The sequence below is a fragment of the Streptomyces sp. NPDC005931 genome, from assembly GCF_042871235.1.
Lineage (GTDB): Bacteria > Actinomycetota > Actinomycetes > Streptomycetales > Streptomycetaceae > Streptomyces.
This window is the reverse complement of record NZ_JBIAIG010000014.1, coordinates 74,801-91,240: the sequence shown is the minus strand read 5'-3', so window position 1 is coordinate 91,240 and position 16,440 is coordinate 74,801. Positions and strand designations below refer to the sequence as shown.

Here is a 16,440-nt window from a genome sequence, read left to right as displayed (position 1 = left end):
GGCGTGTTGTGGCCGCACGAACCGCCGGGGACGCGGCCGCCGCCGGGCCGTGGGGGCCGCCGGGCCGTGGGGGCCGCCGGGCGGGGCGTCAGATCGGGCGGGACGTCGTCATGTCGTCCGGAACGGATTCCGCGTCGCGTTGCTGGGGAATCACCACCGCGCCCTGCTGGAGTGCCACCGTGCGGGCCGGGGACGGGATGCGGATGCCCTCGTCGCGGTAGCGGCGGTGCAGTCGCTTGATGAACTCGTGCTTGATCCGGTACTGGTCGCTGAACTCGCCGACGCCCAGGATCACCGTGAAGCCGATCCGGGAGTCGCCGAAGGTGTGGAAGCGGATCGCCGGCTCGTGCTCCGGGAGCGCGCCGGTGATCTCCGTCATCACCTCGGAGACCACCTCGGCCGTCACCCGCTCCACGTGCTCCAGGTCGCTGTCGTAGGACACGCCGACCTGCACCAGGATGGTCAGCTGCTGCTCGGGGCGCATGAAGTTGGTCATGTTCGTCTTGGCGAGCTGGCCGTTGGGGATGACCACCAGGTTGTTGGAGAGCTCGCGGACGGTCGTCTGCCGCCAGTTGATGTCCTCGACATAGCCCTCCTCACCGCTGCTCAGCCGGATGTAGTCACCGGGCTGCACGGTCTTGGACGCGAGGATGTGGATGCCCGCGAAGAGGTTGGCGAGCGTGTCCTGCAGGGCCAGCGCGACCGCCAGGCCGCCGACGCCCAGGGCGGTGAGCAGCGGGGCGATGGAGATGCCCAGCGTCTGGAGCACCACCAGGAAGCCGATCGCCAGGACCAGGATCCGGGTGATGTTGACGAAGATGGTCGCGGACCCGGCGACCCCGGAGCGGGACTGGGTCACCGACCGCACCAGGCCGGCCACCACCCGGGCCGCCGACACCGTCGCCGCGAAGATGACCAGCACCGTCAGCGCCTGGTTGACGTTGTGCTGCACGGTCCGGGTCAGCGGCAGCGCCGCCGCCGCGGACGCCGCTCCCGCCGCGACCGCCGCCCACGGCACCACGGTGCGCAACGCGTCCACGAGCACGTCGTCCCCGCGCCAGCGGGTACGGTCCGCGTGTCGCCCCAGCCAGCGCAGGAGCATCCGCAGCAGGAACGCCGCGAGCAGGCCCGCGCCCAGCGCGATGCCGGCGAGCACCAGGTCGTCCAGCGTGAGCGAGCGGGTCACCGGTCACCTCCGGGAGCGGCTGCCGCCGCGAACGCCCCCGCCGACTGCCGTATGTGAAGTGTCGTCACGTCGTCACCTGCTCGATTGTGCTCGAATGTCCGAGATTCCCCCGGGTGTTGGGACCACCGGGTCCGCCGAGGGATGCGTGCGCTGCCCGACGGTTCCGACCGGCGGCAGGCTCGGTCGCTCATCCTGCCGTATCCGGGAGGGGTGTTCGCACCATCCCCGCCCGCGTACGGAGTCGGATCGTCTTCAGCCGCACCAGTGCGACCAGTTTCTCCGGCGCGACGGCGCACCGTCACATGGCTGACCCGGGGCGGTTGTCCGTCCCGAGCCACGGTTCCAACCGCGCTGTCCCTCCCCTCTCGAGGGCCATCCGCACGACGCCGTCGGGACCCATGGTGATGCCGTGCGGCTCGGAGGACGGTGACGGCAGGCTGTACTGACGACGTGGGAGTGGATGGTGCTCGGCGGCGGTGCCGGCCGGATCCGCCCGCCGGGGCGTACGGGGGCGGCGCCTGCCGCGTGACGAGAGCCGGGCGTCGTCGGACGACGCCCGGCCCCTTGTCGGACGGGCGGGGCGACGGGGCCACGGGGCGGCGCAGGGCACCGCGGGCCCACCGAGTTCCGCGGGCTCGGCCCGCCGGGCTCATCGGCCGGGTGCCTCCCGGGTGAGCGCCTTCGTCCGGTCGCCGTCGGCGCTGCCGCCGCCGTGTCGCGGAGTGTCCGGCCGCCTCGTGCCGCGGGGGGCGGCGCCGCGGCCGTTGAGCTCGATGGCCAGCGGGGCGGCGGTGAACACCGACGAGTACGTGCCCACCGCGAGCCCGATCAGCAGGGCGAGGGCGAAGTCGGTGAGGGAGTCCCCGCCCAGGACGGCCAGCGCGGTGAGGACGAACGCCGCCCCGATGCCGGTGTTGACGGTGCGCGGCAGCGTCTGGAGGATCGCCCGGTTGGTGACCTGGGCCAACGGAGTCCCGCGGTCCTTGCGCCACAGCTCGCGGATGCGGTCGAAGACCACGACCGAGTCGTTCACCGAGTAGCCGATGACGGTGAGGAGCGCGGCGAGGAACACTCCGTCGATCGGCTTGCCCAGCCAGGCGAAGATCCCGGTGAGGACCACCACGTCGTGCGCCAGGGCACCCACCGCGGCCGTGCCGAACGTCCAGCGGAACCGGACGGCGAGGTACAGCAGCTGCGCGCCCAGGGCCAGGCCGAGCGCGACCAGGGCGTTGCGGCGCAGTTCGTCGCCGAGGCTCGGGCCGATCAGCTCGTCGCGGACCTTCTCCGCCCCGCCGCCGAGCCCGCCGATCGTCTCGGCGACCTCGGCCGCCTCGTCGTTGCCCAGCTCCTCGGTGCGCACGGTGAGCCCGTTGTCCCCGGAGGACTGCACCACGGCCTGCGGGAAGCCGGCGTCGGCCAGGGCGGCGCGGGCCCGGTCGGGGTCGACGGGGGCGGCGGTGGAGTACTCGATCAGCCGGCCCCCGGTGAACTCCACGCCGAAGTCCAGGCCCCGCACCGCGATCCCCGAGGCGCTGAGAACCAGCACGCCGACGCAGACCGCGAGCCAGCGGCGCGGGCGGCGCATCAGCTGGGGATCGCGGCGCGTGAGACGGTCGCGGACGCGGCCGGTGGAGGCGATGCCGGTGGAGCGCGGGCGGCGGTGCACCGAGCGGCGGCCCACGGCGTACTCGGTGAGCACCCGGGTGATCACCAGGGTGCTGATCATGGAGGCGAGGACACCGATGCCCAGCGTCACGCCGAAGCCCCGCACCGGACCGGAGGCGAGCAGGAACAGCAGTACGGCCGCGATCAGCGTGGTGATGTTGGAGTCGGCGATCGCGCTGAACGCGCCCTTGAACCCGGCGGTCAGGGCGGAGCGGCCACTGGGCCGGTTGCGGGCGGCGTACTCCTCGCGGGCGCGCTCGAAGACCAGGACGTTGGCGTCCACGGCCATGCCGATCGTCAGGACGAAACCGGCCAGTCCGGGCAGGGTGAGCGTGGCGCCGAGGGCGGCCAGGGCGGCGTAGGAGATCAGGCCGTAGCAGGCCAGGGCGATGGTGGCCAGGACGCCCATGAGGCGGTACACGACGACGATGAACACCGCGGTCAGTGCGGTGCCGACGACGGCCGCCCAGGTGCTCGCGGCGATGGCCTCGGCGCCCAGCGTCGGGCCGACGGTCCGCTGCTCCACCGTCTCGACCGGCACGGGCAGGGCGCCGCCGCTGATCAGCAGGGCGAGTTCCCGGGCCTCGTCGCTGCTGAAGGAGCCGGTGATCCGGGTGGAGCCGCCGGTGATGCCGGCGCCGCAGGAGACGGAAGGGTCGACCTGGGGCGAGGAGATGATCTTGTCGTCCAGTACGACGGCGACCCGCCGCTGCGGATCGCCCGCCGGACGGCAGGCGGCCTCACCGGTCAGCCGGGCCCAGCCCCTGTCGTCCCGGAAGTCGACGGTGACGTGCCAGCCCGCGCCGCTCTGCTGGTCGAAGCGTGCCTCGGCGCCCTCGACGTCCTCTCCGGTGAGGGACGGTGCGCCGAGGCGGAGCCGCTCCCCGGACTCGTCGGGCAGCAGGCGCTCGCCCCCACCCTCCGCCTCACCGGAGCCGGACCCGAGCACCGGGTGGACGGAGAGCTGGGCGGTGCGGCCGAGGACGTCGGCGGCCCTGCGCGGATCCTGGACGCCGGGCAGCTCGACGATGATCCGGTCCTCGCCGGAACGGACCAGGGTGGGCTCGGCGACGCCCAGCGCGTCGATACGGCCGCGCAGCACCTCCAGGGTGCGGTCGGTGGCCTCCCCGTCGGCCTCGGTGGTGGGGGTGGAGCGGGTCTCCAGCACGATCTGGGTGCCGCCGCGCAGATCCAGGCCCAGGCGGACCGGGAGGGTGACGGCGACGTACAGCGACAGGGCGATCACGGCCGGCGCGAACAGCGCCCTGACGCGGGCGGGACGTTTCACGGATGCCTCCAGCAGGCACGCCGCGGCCGGAACGGCGCGGCGGAGAAGCGGCGGACAAGGGGAAGGGGGCTCAGGTGCTGGAGGCCTGGGGAGGGGCCCGCCCGAGATCGGACGGCGTGTGCGCGGTGCCGGGCCGCGGCTGCGCGGCCACGGGGGCGGGCCGCGCCGGCGGTCGCGGGACGTGCGGGGTGTACGGAGGAGTGAAGAGCGACTGTCCGGTGGGCGCCGTGCGCTCACCGCCGTCGCGCTGCGGCCGGACCAGCAGGGTCCGCGCGCCGGCGCAGGCGTCGTCGGTACGGGGGTGGACGTCGGCGGAGCGGACGGCGGAGCCGGGTGAGTCCGGGGACGGACCCGGGACGGGGGCAGAGCCGGGCGCGGGTGGGAGGGTGTCCGGGCTTGTGGGGGTGTGGGTTGAGGGCGCGGGTGGGAGGGCGCCCGGGCCTGTGGGGGTGTCGGACGCCGGCACGGGTGAGCCCGTGATCCGGGCGGGCGCGAAGGTTTGCGGTCCCGGGAGGGAGGTGGACGGGAGGAGAACGGGCGTGACCCGGGACGGGGCCGTGGGGCCGTCGGGGGCGAGGGCGGGCGTGACCCGGGGCGCCGGGACGGTCCCGGTGGGGCACGAGGAGAGGACCGACGCGTCGCTCGGCCACGGCGGGGAGTCGAAGGCCGCCGCGGGCCCGGGCGTCCGGTCGGCCGGGCCGGCGTGCTCCTCCCGGGCGAGGCCGAGGCCCAGCGTCAGCAGGACGGTGGCCAGCGCGGCGAGGGCGAGCACGACGCGCACCGCGAGCGGTGCGGTACGGCCCGGCGGGAGGGGGGCGCGGACCCGGCGCGACCGGTCCCGAGGAGGGACGGCCCGTCCCGGCCGGTGGGAGCCGGGTCCGGGGCGGATCTCGCGCGGAAGGCGGGCGGGGCCCGTCAGGCCGCTGCCCGGGTCCCCGGACGTCCCGTTCGAGGGGTCGGCCGCCTGCACCGGCCGCCCGGTCCTCCGGGCCGCGTCCGTCCCCGCCGCAGGGCGCGGCGTGCGGCCCCGGTGGCCGGGCGTCAAGGTTCCACCAGGCCCGCGCGGATGGCGTAGCGGGTCAGGTCCAGGCGGTCGCGCAGGCCCAGTTTGTGCAGGAGGTTCTCGCGGTGGCGCTGCACCGTCTTGACGCTGATGAACAGCAGCTCGGCGATCTCCTTGGAGGAGTGCCCCTCCGCGACCAGCTTCAGCACCTCCTCCTCGCGCGGGGTGAGCAGCTGCTCGGGCGCCTCCTCGCCGTTCCGCACCCGGTCCAGGTAGTTGCGGATCAGGGCGGTCACCGCCCCCGGGTACAGGAACGGCTCGTCCCGCATGGCGGCCCGGCACGCCGCGACCAGGTCGCGGTCCGCGACGGACTTCAGGACGTAGCCCCCGGCGCCGGCCTTGAGCGCCTGGAACAGGTACTGCTCGTTGTCGTGCATCGTGAGCATCAGGATCCGCAGTCCCGGGCGCAGCGCGGCCAGTTCGCGCGCGGCCTGGAGCCCGGTCATCCGCGGCATGGCGATGTCGAGCACCGCCAGGTCGACCTCGTGGGTGCGCGCCATGGTGATCGCCTCGGCGCCGTCACCGGCCTCGGCGACCACCTCCAGGTCCGGCTCCCGGTCGAGGATCAGGCGCACCCCCCGCCGCACCAGCGCGTGGTCGTCGGCGAGCAGGATCCGGATCGGGGTCGGGTGGTGGGCGTCGTGGTTCATGACTGCTTCCTGAGGGCGGGCACGGTCAGCCGGATCCGGGTGCCGGTGGGTGTCACGGGCGAGATGTCCAGGGTGCCCCCGATGAGCAGCGCGCGTTCGCGCATGCCGCGGATCCCGGCGCCCTCACGGGCGGCCCCGATGCCGCGGCCGTCGTCGCTGACCTCGAGGACGACACCGTCGTCGCCGCGCCGCAGGCTCACCTCGACACACCGCGCCTCGGCGTGCCGGGCGGCGTTGGTCAGTCCCTCCTGCGCCACCCGGTAGAGCACGAGTTCCGTCTCGTGGTCCAGCGGCGGCAGGTCGGACGCGAAACGGCGCACCACCCGCAGTCCGGTGTGCGTGGCGAACTCGGTGGCGAGCGAGGTGACCGCGCTGACCAGCCCGAGATCGTCCAGCACGCCCGGACGCAGCCGCCGCACCAGTCGGCGGACCTCGTCCAGGCTCTCCCGGGTGATCTCCTGTGCCTGACGGAGTTCACCGCGCAGCGGATCGGACGCCTCGTCCGAGGCCCGCTTCAGCGCCAGCAGGATCGCGGTCATGCTCTGCCCGACCTCGTCGTGCAGCTCCTGGGCGATACGGCGGCGCTCGGCCTCCTGCGCGAGCAGGGCGCGGGCGCTGCTCGCGGCCCGTTCCCCCTCCAGCCGCTCCAGCATGGCGTTGAACGTGCGGACCAGCTCCGCCACCTCACCGCCCCCGCGCACCGGCAGCCGCTGCCCCGGGCGCAGCAGGTCGACGGTGGTCATCAGCCGGGTCACCCGGTCCAGCGGGGCGAGGCCGATCCGCAGCAGGGCCGCGTTGGCGACCAGCATGACGCCGAGCCCGCCCACCAGGATGATCGCCTCGGTGAGGAGCACGGGTACGGACACGGTCACCGGAGCCCACAGCAGCAGCGCCGTGGCCGTCCCCAGCACCACCGCGTTGAGCCCGAAGATCCGCCAGTACAGGGACACGGAGGTCACGCCTTCCTCTCACTCGTCTGCCTCTACTGTCGGTCACCGCGGCGTGCGGCGTGGCCGCAGCCTCCTGGTCCGGGCGGACGGCGCCCAGCGTGTACCGCCTCCGGCCCCCGCGTCGATGGGCCCCGGCCCCCATTTCCGCCGGTCCGCCGACCCATCCGTACGGGGTGGGTTCGCGGACCCGGCACAGATGGGTGCCGCACCCGATGGGCCGGGGGCGGGGGAGCGGCGAGGGTGAGGTCATCACCCGCATGCCACCCAGGAGGACCGCCGTGTCGCTCGACGCCGCCCGCACCGCACCACGCCCCGCCCACCCGGCCGCCGACGAGGTCCGCCGCCGCCTCGAACACGCCCGCGCGACCCGGTTGGCGCAGCTCGAGGCCCTCGACGAAACCGGGAGCAGTCCCGACGACCACCTGATGTCCCACCAGAAGGACGCCATCAGGCGCGTCCTGACGGAGATCGAGGAGGCCTTCGCCCGCGTCGACGACGGCACCTACGGCATCTGCCGGGGCTGCTCCAAGCCCGTCCCGCCGGAGCGGCTGGAGATCCTGCCGCACACCCGGCACTGCGTGGCCTGCCAGCGCCGCGCGGCCTGACGCCGCCCCCACCGTTCCTCCCGTCCTGCTGTCCCTCCCGTTCTGCCCAAGGGGTGAAGGTGGTGACCCACCAGACCATCGGTGAGCGCGATGCGGCCCTATCGCCCGAGGACCTCGCCACGCTGCGCGCGAACCTGCACGAGCAGCGGCTCTTCCGCGAGGAGCAGCTGCGGCAGATCGCCGCCGAATCCCCGTACCGTCCCGGCGGTGCGCGCGGGCCGCAGGCCGCCGCCCGCATCGAGGTCGGGGTGAAGCTCGCCGCGTCGGCCCGCATGGTGCTCGCCGACGTCGAGGCGGCGCTCGCCCGCATGGACACCGGTTCCTACGGCGACTGCCACCTGTGCCGGCGGCCCGTCGAACGCGAACGTCTGATGGTCGTCCCGCAGGCCCGCTACTGCGGCCGCTGCCAGCAGGTCAGGGAGGCCGGCCGATGACCGGGACGCGGCGCCCGCGCGGCGCGCCGGCACGGCTCGCACTCCCGTCCCCGTGCCGGGGGTGCTGCGGCATCGCGGTCGACCTGGGCAGTGCCCGCACCCGCGTGTGGATTCCCGGCCGGGGCATGGTCCTCGACGTGCCCACCGTGACCTTCGCGGGCAGCGGTGGCGTCCGGCCCGTGCGGCCCGGCACCGTCGTCGACCTTTCGGGCACCGCCCGCCTGCTCGACCGGCTGCTCGGCCACCGGCTGCCCCGGCGAGGGCGCCCCCTGGTCGTGCTGACGACGCCGGTCCTGGGCGGGCTCGCCTTCCGTGCCGCGGCCCGCGAGGCCGTGGAGGTACTGCGGCCCCGAGCGGTGCTGACCGTCCCCGGCTCGCGGGCGGTCGCCCTGGCCGCGGGCGCGGACCTGGGCCGGCCCCTGCTGGTGGTGGACATCGGCGCCCGCCTCACCGAGGCGGTACTTCTGGTCGGGGGCGAGGTGACCGATGCCCGCAGCGCCGGCCTGGGCACCGGGGCCCTCGGCGAGGACACGCCACCGGAACGGCTGGCCGACGCGGTGGCCGACCTGGTGACGGCGATGCTGCGGCAGGACCGCACCACCCGCACCCGCTCCGCCCTGCGCCGGGGCGTCCTGCTGTCCGGCGGCGGCGCCCTGCGCCCCGACGTCACGCAGGCCCTTCCCGAACGGCTGGGCTGCCCGGTGCGGCCGGTGCCGTTCCCGCACACCGCCGCCGTCCGGGGCGCCGCCGGCCTGCTCGCCGCGGCCCGGCGCCACCCGTCCGTCACCGGGACGGTCTGACCCCCGCGCGCACGCCCGGCACAGGAAGGAGCCTCACGTGGCCGGCGATTCGTCCCCGGCGCAGCGACCCCCCGGACCGGCCCCGCGCCCCTCGCTGTGGCGCCGGCGGCCGAATCCGCTGCGCCGCCGTACCGACGTGCTCCGGACCTGGGCCGGCCTCGGGGCGCTGTTCGCGGTCGTGGCCGGGGCGCCGGTGGCCGCCGTCGTGGTGGGCGACGCCGCCCACCGGCACTACCGGGACACCGCGCAGTACCAGGCCCGCACCCGGCACGTGACGACCGCGACCCTGATCCGGGACGCCCCGCGCCACCCGGAGCCGGGTTCCGAGGAGGAGAAGAGGACCCGCTACCCGGTCGAGGTCCGCTTCGTCACCCGCGAGGGCCGGACCCGCACCACCCGGACGGAGGTCCGGCCGGGCCTGCCCGCCGACAGCCCCGTACGCATCTGGGTCACCGGCGGTGAGGCGACCGGACCGCCGCTGACCCGGGAGCAGGTGCGCAGCCGCAGCGCGGGATGGACCCTGCTCGCCGCGATCGGCGTCGCCCTGACCGGCGCCGCGGTCCACAGCGTGACCGCTCTCGCGCTGCGCCGCCGCGACCTGGCCGAGTGGGAGGCGGCCTGGGCACGGACCGCGCCCCGGTGGACCACACCGACGTGAACTGCGTCCGGGCGCCCCGACGGATCGGGGCGCCCGGACGATGTGGAGCGGGGACGACGGGTGGTCAGTGGTAGGCGTGGACGACCGCGTGGCCCTTGCCGCGGCCGATCATCCACTTGTTGACGGGCGTGGTGACCACGAAGGCCACCGCGAAACCGCCCAGGAGCGCCGACCAGAACAGCCCGTCGGACAGGTGGGCGTCCATCGCGCCCGGGGTCAGGGCGATGATCGCGTTGTCGACGAGCTCCATCACGGCGATGGACACGGTGTCGGCGGCGAGCGCCACCTTGACGGCGGTCTTGAGGTCGAGGCCCGCCCGGACGACCGCGAACAGCGTGAACGAGTAGCCGAAGACGAACGCCAGCGTGATCGCGAGGGCCATGGTGGGCACGTTGCCCCACAACAGGGCGGTGCCGATGACCATGCCGAGGATCTCGCCGATGGCACAGCCGGTCAGGCAGTGCAGCGTCGCCTTGATCGCCATGCCCCAGGAGGCCCCGCCGTGTGCCGCGTGGTGGCCCGCGGGGGCGGCGCCGGCATGGTCGTGGGAGCCGTGAGGGCCGGTGGGGCCGTGCGTGGCGTGGTCGCGCGCGGTGCCGGTGTGGTGGGCGCTGTGGTCCATGGCTTCTCCCGTTGGTCCGTTCCGGATGACTCGTTCCCCGAGCCCCACAGCCACCCACCGTATACCCCCCAGGGGTATGACGCCAGCCCTCTGATCCCCGAGAGTCTCTGATTACCGGAGAGTCCCTGATTACCGGAGAGCCTCTACCTGCCGGAGAGCGACTCCCACTCCCGGCCCCACCGCGCCAGGCGCCGGCGGTCCAGTTCCCAGCGGGCGACCGCCCCCGTGCCGAACGCGGCGCCCGCCACGCCCAGCACGGCCATGGCGGCCAGGACGCCGCTCTCGGCCGCCGCCTCCCCGGGCCCCGGCGGCTCGGGGACGAGCGTCCCGCCGGCGTCCTGCCACAGCGGGACCCCCGAACCGGCCTCCACCTCGGCGTTCACCAGGGTCCTGCCGGTCCGCCAGGAGCCGTCGGGGCCCGTCCAGCGGACCCGGGCCTGGACCAGGTCGCCGGCTCCCCGCCCCTGGCCACCACCGCCCGGCACGGCGTCCACGACGACGGCCCGGACCGGCTGCCGCTCGGCACGCTGACGTGCGAAGACCTCGGTGGCCGCGCGGGCGGTGAGCAGACCGGCGGCCGCTCCTCCCCCGACCACGACCAGCCAGACCACCAGGACCACCCAGGCCTCGACGACGTCCTCGCGCCGCCGCAGCGGGTGGTCGCGCCACTGCCACGGGCCCTGCCGCGCGAGCCTGCCGCCGCTCATTCCGGGACCTCCTCCCTGGGACGCCTGACGACATGGCGCCCTCAGGCGTGAGACGGGACGCCGTGGTGCTGTGGTGCTGTGGTGCCGTGGTGTTGTGGTGCTTCCGGGAGGCGCCCCGGATCGGGCCGTTCGGCCCTGCCCCCGCACCCCGGGCAGCCCAAGCGCCGCGGTCGCGCGAAGCGGTTGGCTGGGTGTCAAGGAGTGCGCCATCGACCGAGAGGAGCGGTGACCGTGGGTACGGGACTCACACCGGAGTTCTGGCAGCGGTGCGCGATGCTGCTGGTCGCCGCCGTGGGCGTGGCCTTCGTCCTCACGGCCGTGTGCGACACCCTCGCCGTGCGCCTCCTGCGCCGCCCGACGCGAAGAGAGCGCACACGGCCCACCCGGCCATGAGTGCCCGGCTCCGCCCACCGTCGGCGCATGCCCCACCGCCGTCCACCCGCCCGGCCTGGTGGACAGGCCGGGCGGGCGCCGCGGGAGGGCGGGGACCCTGCGGTCAGAGCCTGCGCAGCCAATCGTCGCTCACCCCGCGCGGGGCGAGCCCGGCGGCCTGGAGCGCGGAGTCGTCGAGCCGGTAGGTCAGGTGGTCGACGACATCCACCACGCCGTCCAGCCGGCGGGTCACCCCGACCGCCACGGGGATGTCGCTGCGCCGCTCCAGCTGCCCGGCGAGGGTGACGACACCCTCGCGCACACTCGCCTCGATGGAGTGCGGGGCGAGCCACAAGGCGTCCACGACGACCTTCTGCTGGACGTCCCGCTGGATCTCCGCGTCGCTGCGCAGGAAGACCTGGAGCAGATCGCGGCGGGTGACGATGCCGACCAGCCGGTCCTCCTCGTCCACCACCGGCAGCCGTTCCACGTCGTGTCCGGTCATCAGCCGGGCGGCCTCGGACAGCGTGGCTTCGGCGCGTACCGTGACGGCGGGCGTCGACATCAGGCCCCCCGCCGTCCGCGCCCGGCTCTTGGCCGCGTCGCGCCGCGACCGGCCGCTCAGCCGGCGCAGCCACCCGGACCAGCCGCCCGGGTCGGACTCCGGTCCGGTCTGGTGCAGCACCAGATCGGTCTCGGAGACCACGCCGACGACCCTGCGGTCCTCGTCGACCACCGGAAGCCCGCTGATGCCGTGTTCCTCCAGCAGCCTGACCACTTCCTTGAAGGGGGTGCCGTAGTCGGCCGTGACGACCTCGCCGGACATCACGTCGCGGGTCTTCATGCGCTTCATTGCTGATCCTCCTGATCGGTCGGGACCCGGTCAGCGCAGCCGGCGCAGATACGGGTCGTGGCTCCGGCGGGGTACGAGCCGCACGCGGATGTCGAGGGTGGTGACACCGCGTGGCCCCGCCAGCACCGGGTTGAGGTCGGCCTCCGCGAGCTGCGGCAGGTCGCAGGCCATGCGGGACAGCCGGTGCAGCAGCTGTTCCAGGCCCCGGGGATCGACGGCCGGGCTGCCGGCGTAGCCGAAGAGCAGCGGCGAGCAGCGCGGCGACGTGATCAGGTCGTGCACGTCGCGGTCCGTCAGCGGCGCGAGCCGGGCCGCGTGGTCGGCGAGCAGATCGGTCGCCGTGCCGCCCAGCCCGAAGACCACCAGCGGCCCGAACACCTCGTCCTGCGTCACCCCGGCGAACAGCTCGGTGCCGCGCTCGGCGAGCGGCTGCACCACCACACCGGTCAGCAGATTGCCGAAGCGGCTGACGAGGTCCCGGTGAGCGGCCCTGACCTGGGCGGTGTTCTGAAGGTCGAGGTGCACGGCCTTCTGCTCGCTCTTGTGCAGCAGACCGGGCCAGTACGCCTTCACGACGACCCGGCCGTCGGGACCGGCGAGTCGCTGCGCCGCCGCGACCGCCTCGTCCTCGTCGCGCGCCCACTCCCACGGGATCTGCGGGATGCCGTAGCAGCCGGCGAGCGCCGCGGTGGTGCGCGGGTCGGGCCAGCCGCCCTCCGGGTGTGCGTCGAGGAATCCGGCGACGAGGGCCCTCGCCCGCGCGGTCTCGATGCCGTCCGGTTCCGGCACGGTGCCGGGCGGCCGGTCGAGCCAGCGGGCGCGGGCGGCGGCGTGGGCCAGGGCGTGCGCGGCCTCCTCTGCGTCCGCGTACGCGGGCACGGTGCCCCCCTCCCGGGTGCCCAGGAGTTCCACACGGGCCGCCTGGGCGGGCAGCACGGCGAGCACCGGCCGGGGCAGCGGACCGGAGGAGGCGGTCAGGCCGCGCACCGGATCGTCCCCGGTCGCCGCGGCGACCGCCGTGGGGACGAGCACCACCAGGACGGCGTCGATCGCTCCGTGCCGGGCGAGCAGGTCGACGCAGTCCCGCAGGCCCTCCTCACCGATGGCCGCGGTGGTGTCCACGGGGTTGGCGGCGCAGGCGCCCTCGGGCAGCAGCGCGAGCAGCTCGTCCACCAGGCCGGGGCCGAGCGGTGGCACGGTGAGCCCCGCCTCCACGCACGCGTCGGCGGCCAGCACCCCGGCGCCGCCCGCGTTGCTGACGATCGCGACCCTCGGCCCGGTCGGCAGCGGCTGGGAGTGGAACAGGGCCGCGGTGTCCAGGAGTTCGCCGATCGAGCGGGTGGCGGTGACACCGGCCTGGGTGAACAGGGCCTGCCGGGTCACGGTCCGGGTGGCCGCCGCTGCGGTGTGCGAGGCGGCGGCCCGCCGCCCGGCCTCGGAGCGCCCGGCGTCCACGGTCAGCACCGGCATGGTGCGGGCCACCCGGCGGGCGGTGCGGGAGAAGGCGCGCGGGTTGCCGAAGGACTCCAGGTGCAGCAGGGCCAGACCGGTCCGGTCGTCGCTCTCCCACCACTGGAGCATGTCGTTGCCGCTGACGTCGTACTTGTCGCCGAGCGAGACGAAGCTGGAGACACCGATGCCGAGCCGGGCCAGACCGTCCAGCAGGGCGATGCCGACCCCGCCGGACTGCACGGCCACCCCGGCGGTGCCCGGTCCGGGCCGCTCGGCGGCGAAGGTGGCGTCCAGCCGGACACCGTCCTCGGTGTTGGCCAGGCCCAGGCAGTTGGGCCCGACCAGCCGCATGCCGTACCGGCGGCAGGTGCCGAGCAGCGACCGCGCCTGGCCGGCGTCGAGACCCGACGACAGGACCACCAGGGCGGCCACCCCGGCCCGCCCGCACGTCTGCGCCACGTCCGCCACCGCCGCCGCGGGCACGGCGACCACCGCGACATCCGGCACCTGCGGCAGCTCGCCGACGGACGGGTACGCGCGCACGCCGGCGACCGACGCGGCCCCCGGATGCACCGCGAACACCTGCCCGGTGAAGCCCCCCGCGCGCACGGCCAGCAGCACCGCGCGCCCGACCGAGCCCGGCTTGCGGCCCGCGCCGATCACGGCGACCGACCGGGGCTTGAGCAGCGGGCGCATACTGACGACGTCGGCGAGCCGGCCGCGTGTGTCCACGGCGCTCAAGTACGTCTCGTCCGGCGTGAGTTCGACCCGGCAGTCCACCTCCGGCCCGTCGAAGCGGCGGCTGACGCGCAGCCCGAGGTCGCGGAAGACCCTCAGCACCCGGTGGTTCTCGGCGAGGGCGCGGGCGGTGAACTCCGTGATGCCCTCCGAGCGGGCCGCGTCCGCGAGATGCTCCAGCAGCAGCGTGGCCACGCCCCGGTGCTGCCAGTCGTCCGCGACGGCCAGCGCGACCTCGGCGGCCACCCGCTCCGGCACCCCGTCCGACCCGTGCGCCCCGGAGGCGCCGTCCGCGCGGGCACCTGCCGCGGCGGCGGCGTCCGGCCGGGTCCCGCCGACGCGCGGCTCGACCTCGTACTCGGCCAGGCCCACGAGGCGGCCGTCGTGCTCGGCGACCAGGGCGCGGTACCCCGCGCGGTCGGTCCGGACGGCCCGGTCCGCGGCCTGCCGGGTGGGGGCGGCGACCGAGAAGAACCGCAGCCGCAGGTTCTCCGGAGACATCTCCTCGTACAGCCGCAGCACCTCGTCGCGGTCGCCGGGGCCCGCGCGCCGGATCCGGACGGTGGTGCCGTCCGTCAGCAGCGCGTGCACCTGTGCTTCCTCGACCTGGGTCATCGCGACGCCTTCCCTCGGGGCCTGACTCCACCCTCCCGCCGCCGGCCGGCGGGACCCATGGGCTGAGCGGGCACGCGAAGGGGCCGAGTGGCCCCCACCCGGCCCCGGGCCCGAACCGTCCGGGAGAGGGCCGTACGGCCCGCGGTGCGGCCCTGCCGGCCCCTCCCGGCGCCGTGCCGGCGGCACGACGCTGGGGAGCAACCGAATGTGGGAGGAGTGCGCCATGGTTCAGCCCGTTGTCGCAGGAGTCGACGGATCCGACGCGAGCCTGGCCGCCGCCGAATGGGCGGCTCACGAGGCCGTACGGCGGAACCGGCCCCTGCGGCTGCTCCACGCCTGGGAGTGGCACCCGCGCCAGGGGGTCGACGCGCGTGCGCACGCCGCGCAGCGGCACGTGGCGCGGCGCGTCCTGCGTCAGGCGGAGGAGCGGGTCCGCGCCGTGTGCCCCGAGGCGCGCACGTGCGACGAACAGATCGAGGGCCCCGCCCCCGCCGCGCTGGTCAAGGCGGCGGAACAGGCCGAGCTGCTGGTGCTGGGCTCGCGCGGACTGGGCGCCTTCACGGGCTTCCTCATGGGCTCGGTCGCCGCCGGCGTGGTGGCCAGGGCCACCGGCCCCGTCGTCCTGGTCCGCGCGGACGACCGGGCCGCGGACCGGCAGCTCCCGCCGCCCACGGGGGACGTGGTACTCGGCATCGACGTCGCCGAGGCGTGCGACGAGGTCATCGGGTTCGCCTTCGAGGAGGCCCGGCTGCGCGGCGCGCGGCTGCGGGCCGTGCACGCCTGGCGCGCCCCGGGCCCGCTGGGCCTCGGTTCCGGCGAGGTCGGCCTGGTGAGCGAACCCGCGCAGGGCGAGGAGTGGCTGGAGTTCCTGTCGGCCGTGCTCGCCGTGTGGCGCGACAAGTACCCGGAGGTCGACGTCCTCGAGACGGTGGTGGCGGACAAACCCGCCGGCGCGCTGGTCCGCGCGGCGACCGGCGCCGGCCTGCTCGTCGTCGGGCACCGGCTGCCGGCACGGCGGGTGGGCCCGCGCACCGGCCCCGTCACCCACGCCGTGATCCAGCACGTCGGATGCCCCGTGGCCGTCGTGCCGTACACCTGAGGCCCCGGGCCGTACGTCCCGCCGCCTCGCCCCCGTACGGCCCATGCCCCGCCCGCCGCGCCGGCCGCAGGCTGGTGTCGTCCCCGGAACACACCGTCGCCCCCGGCCGGGGGCCCGACGCACCGGACCCCCGGCCCGCGCCGCGGGGCCCGTGCCGTACCCGACCATCAGGTGAAAGACGGTCTTGCCATGTATGCGAACGACGGCTTCCGTGAACTGGACCGGCAGGAGAGTCTGCGCCTTCTGACCACGGTGCCCGTCGGCCGCGTGGTCCACACCCGCCGGGCCCTCCCGGCGGTGCTGCCCGTCAACTTCTCCCTGGACACGGACGGTTGCGTGGTGGTGCGCACCTCGGCCGCTTCGGAACTGGCCCGCGCCGTCGACGGTGCCGTGGTCGCCTTCGAGGCGGACCAGGTGGATATGCGCGCGTACTCCGGCTGGAGCGTCGTGGTGACCGGCCGGGCCACCGTGGTGTCGGACCCGGCCGAGCACGACCGGCTGACCCGCGAGGGCCCGGCGTCCTGGGTGCCCTCACCGGCCGACGAGGTCTTCCTGCGCATCGAGCCCGAACTGGTCACCGGGCGGCGCCTGGTCGGCGGACGCACCCTGTACGGGCTGGACCTGGCCGGCTGAACGGACACCCGGCCACGGGGCCAACGACCCTGCGGCGGCGGGACGTTCGG

The 16,440-nt window shown here is 75.3% G+C and carries 16 protein-coding genes; 7 read left to right on the top strand and 9 right to left on the bottom strand.

Annotation, left to right across the window (positions count from 1 at the left end; genetic code table 11):
• Nucleotides 1-88: 88 nt before the first annotated feature.
• The 5 genes from ACFYOV_RS27350 to ACFYOV_RS27330 form a co-directional block, all read right to left on the bottom strand.
• Nucleotides 89-1,186, bottom strand: a complete 1,098-nt coding sequence (locus ACFYOV_RS27350) for a mechanosensitive ion channel family protein (RefSeq protein ID WP_389091872.1) — start codon at nt 1,184-1,186, stop codon at nt 89-91.
• A gap of 649 nt (nt 1,187-1,835) precedes the next feature.
• Nucleotides 1,836-4,139 carry a protein translocase subunit SecD gene (secD, locus tag ACFYOV_RS27345; RefSeq protein WP_389091870.1) on the bottom strand — a complete coding sequence of 768 codons (2,304 nt, stop codon included), beginning with the start codon at nt 4,137-4,139 and terminating at the stop codon, nt 1,836-1,838.
• A 70-nt stretch (nt 4,140-4,209) separates the two neighbouring features.
• A complete protein-coding gene (locus ACFYOV_RS27340; protein ID WP_389091867.1) occupies nt 4,210-4,920 on the bottom strand; it encodes a hypothetical protein in 711 nt (236 codons plus the stop codon).
• A 260-nt stretch (nt 4,921-5,180) separates the two neighbouring features.
• Nucleotides 5,181-5,852, bottom strand: a complete 672-nt coding sequence (locus tag ACFYOV_RS27335) for a response regulator (RefSeq protein WP_389091865.1) — start codon at nt 5,850-5,852, stop codon at nt 5,181-5,183.
• Nucleotides 5,849-6,811, bottom strand: coding sequence for a HAMP domain-containing sensor histidine kinase (locus ACFYOV_RS27330; RefSeq protein ID WP_389091863.1), 963 nt, complete (start codon nt 6,809-6,811; stop codon nt 5,849-5,851). Before ACFYOV_RS27330 ends, ACFYOV_RS27335 begins: the two co-directional genes overlap by 4 nt.
• Nucleotides 6,812-7,080: 269 nt before the next feature.
• Between ACFYOV_RS27330 and ACFYOV_RS27325 the strand changes: the two genes are divergently transcribed.
• From ACFYOV_RS27325 to ACFYOV_RS27310, 4 genes are read left to right on the top strand one after another with little or no spacing between them, the layout of a single operon-like run.
• On the top strand, nt 7,081-7,407 hold the full coding sequence (locus tag ACFYOV_RS27325; protein WP_389091860.1) for a TraR/DksA family transcriptional regulator: 327 nt from the start codon (nt 7,081-7,083) through the stop codon (nt 7,405-7,407).
• A gap of 59 nt (nt 7,408-7,466) precedes the next feature.
• Nucleotides 7,467-7,841, top strand: coding sequence for a TraR/DksA family transcriptional regulator (locus tag ACFYOV_RS27320; protein WP_389091858.1), 375 nt, complete (start codon nt 7,467-7,469; stop codon nt 7,839-7,841).
• Nucleotides 7,838-8,641, top strand: a complete 804-nt coding sequence (locus ACFYOV_RS27315) for a hypothetical protein (RefSeq protein ID WP_389091855.1) — start codon at nt 7,838-7,840, stop codon at nt 8,639-8,641. Before ACFYOV_RS27320 ends, ACFYOV_RS27315 begins: the two co-directional genes overlap by 4 nt.
• A 37-nt stretch (nt 8,642-8,678) precedes the next feature.
• Nucleotides 8,679-9,299: a hypothetical protein gene (locus ACFYOV_RS27310; protein ID WP_389091853.1), complete on the top strand. Its 621-nt coding sequence runs from the start codon at nt 8,679-8,681 to the stop codon at nt 9,297-9,299.
• 64 nt (nt 9,300-9,363) lie between these two features.
• Here the strand turns inward: ACFYOV_RS27310 and ACFYOV_RS27305 are convergent, their stop codons facing one another.
• A complete protein-coding gene (locus tag ACFYOV_RS27305; RefSeq protein ID WP_389091850.1) occupies nt 9,364-9,921 on the bottom strand; it encodes a DUF4396 domain-containing protein in 558 nt (185 codons plus the stop codon).
• 143 nt (nt 9,922-10,064) lie between these two features.
• Nucleotides 10,065-10,628, bottom strand: coding sequence for a hypothetical protein (locus tag ACFYOV_RS27300; protein WP_389091848.1), 564 nt, complete (start codon nt 10,626-10,628; stop codon nt 10,065-10,067).
• Nucleotides 10,629-10,859: 231 nt separating this feature from the next.
• Here ACFYOV_RS27300 and ACFYOV_RS27295 point away from each other — a divergent pair, with 231 nt between their 5' ends.
• Nucleotides 10,860-11,021 (top strand): hypothetical protein, encoded by a 162-nt coding sequence (locus tag ACFYOV_RS27295; RefSeq protein WP_389091845.1) that lies wholly within the window; start codon nt 10,860-10,862, stop codon nt 11,019-11,021.
• Between the two features lie 103 nt (nt 11,022-11,124).
• Here the strand turns inward: ACFYOV_RS27295 and ACFYOV_RS27290 are convergent, their stop codons facing one another.
• Both ACFYOV_RS27290 and ACFYOV_RS27285 read right to left on the bottom strand, forming a co-directional pair.
• Entirely contained in the window at nt 11,125-11,853 is a 729-nt protein-coding gene (locus ACFYOV_RS27290; protein ID WP_389091843.1) for a CBS domain-containing protein, read from the bottom strand.
• A 30-nt stretch (nt 11,854-11,883) separates the two neighbouring features.
• Nucleotides 11,884-14,658 carry a GNAT family N-acetyltransferase gene (locus ACFYOV_RS27285; RefSeq protein WP_389091841.1) on the bottom strand — a complete coding sequence of 925 codons (2,775 nt, stop codon included), beginning with the start codon at nt 14,656-14,658 and terminating at the stop codon, nt 11,884-11,886.
• 223 nt (nt 14,659-14,881) lie between these two features.
• Between ACFYOV_RS27285 and ACFYOV_RS27280 the strand changes: the two genes are divergently transcribed.
• Complete coding sequence (locus ACFYOV_RS27280; protein ID WP_389091839.1) at nt 14,882-15,757, top strand: universal stress protein; 876 nt, start codon at nt 14,882-14,884, stop codon at nt 15,755-15,757.
• 189 nt (nt 15,758-15,946) lie between these two features.
• Nucleotides 15,947-16,390 carry a pyridoxamine 5'-phosphate oxidase family protein gene (locus ACFYOV_RS27275; RefSeq protein WP_389091837.1) on the top strand — a complete coding sequence of 148 codons (444 nt, stop codon included), beginning with the start codon at nt 15,947-15,949 and terminating at the stop codon, nt 16,388-16,390.
• Nucleotides 16,391-16,440 lie beyond the last annotated feature (50 nt).

Coding starts and splice junctions, on each gene's coding strand:
- ACFYOV_RS27335 (WP_389091865.1), bottom strand. CDS start 5,852: ATGAACCACGACGCCCACCACCCGACCCCGATCCGGATCCTGCTCGCC.
- ACFYOV_RS27315 (WP_389091855.1), top strand. CDS start 7,838: ATGACCGGGACGCGGCGCCCGCGCGGCGCGCCGGCACGGCTCGCACTC.
- ACFYOV_RS27305 (WP_389091850.1), bottom strand. CDS start 9,921: ATGGACCACAGCGCCCACCACACCGGCACCGCGCGCGACCACGCCACG.
- ACFYOV_RS27300 (WP_389091848.1), bottom strand. CDS start 10,628: ATGAGCGGCGGCAGGCTCGCGCGGCAGGGCCCGTGGCAGTGGCGCGAC.
- ACFYOV_RS27290 (WP_389091843.1), bottom strand. CDS start 11,853: ATGAAGCGCATGAAGACCCGCGACGTGATGTCCGGCGAGGTCGTCACG.
- ACFYOV_RS27285 (WP_389091841.1), bottom strand. CDS start 14,658: ATGACCCAGGTCGAGGAAGCACAGGTGCACGCGCTGCTGACGGACGGC.
- ACFYOV_RS27280 (WP_389091839.1), top strand. CDS start 14,882: ATGGTTCAGCCCGTTGTCGCAGGAGTCGACGGATCCGACGCGAGCCTG.
- ACFYOV_RS27275 (WP_389091837.1), top strand. CDS start 15,947: ATGTATGCGAACGACGGCTTCCGTGAACTGGACCGGCAGGAGAGTCTG.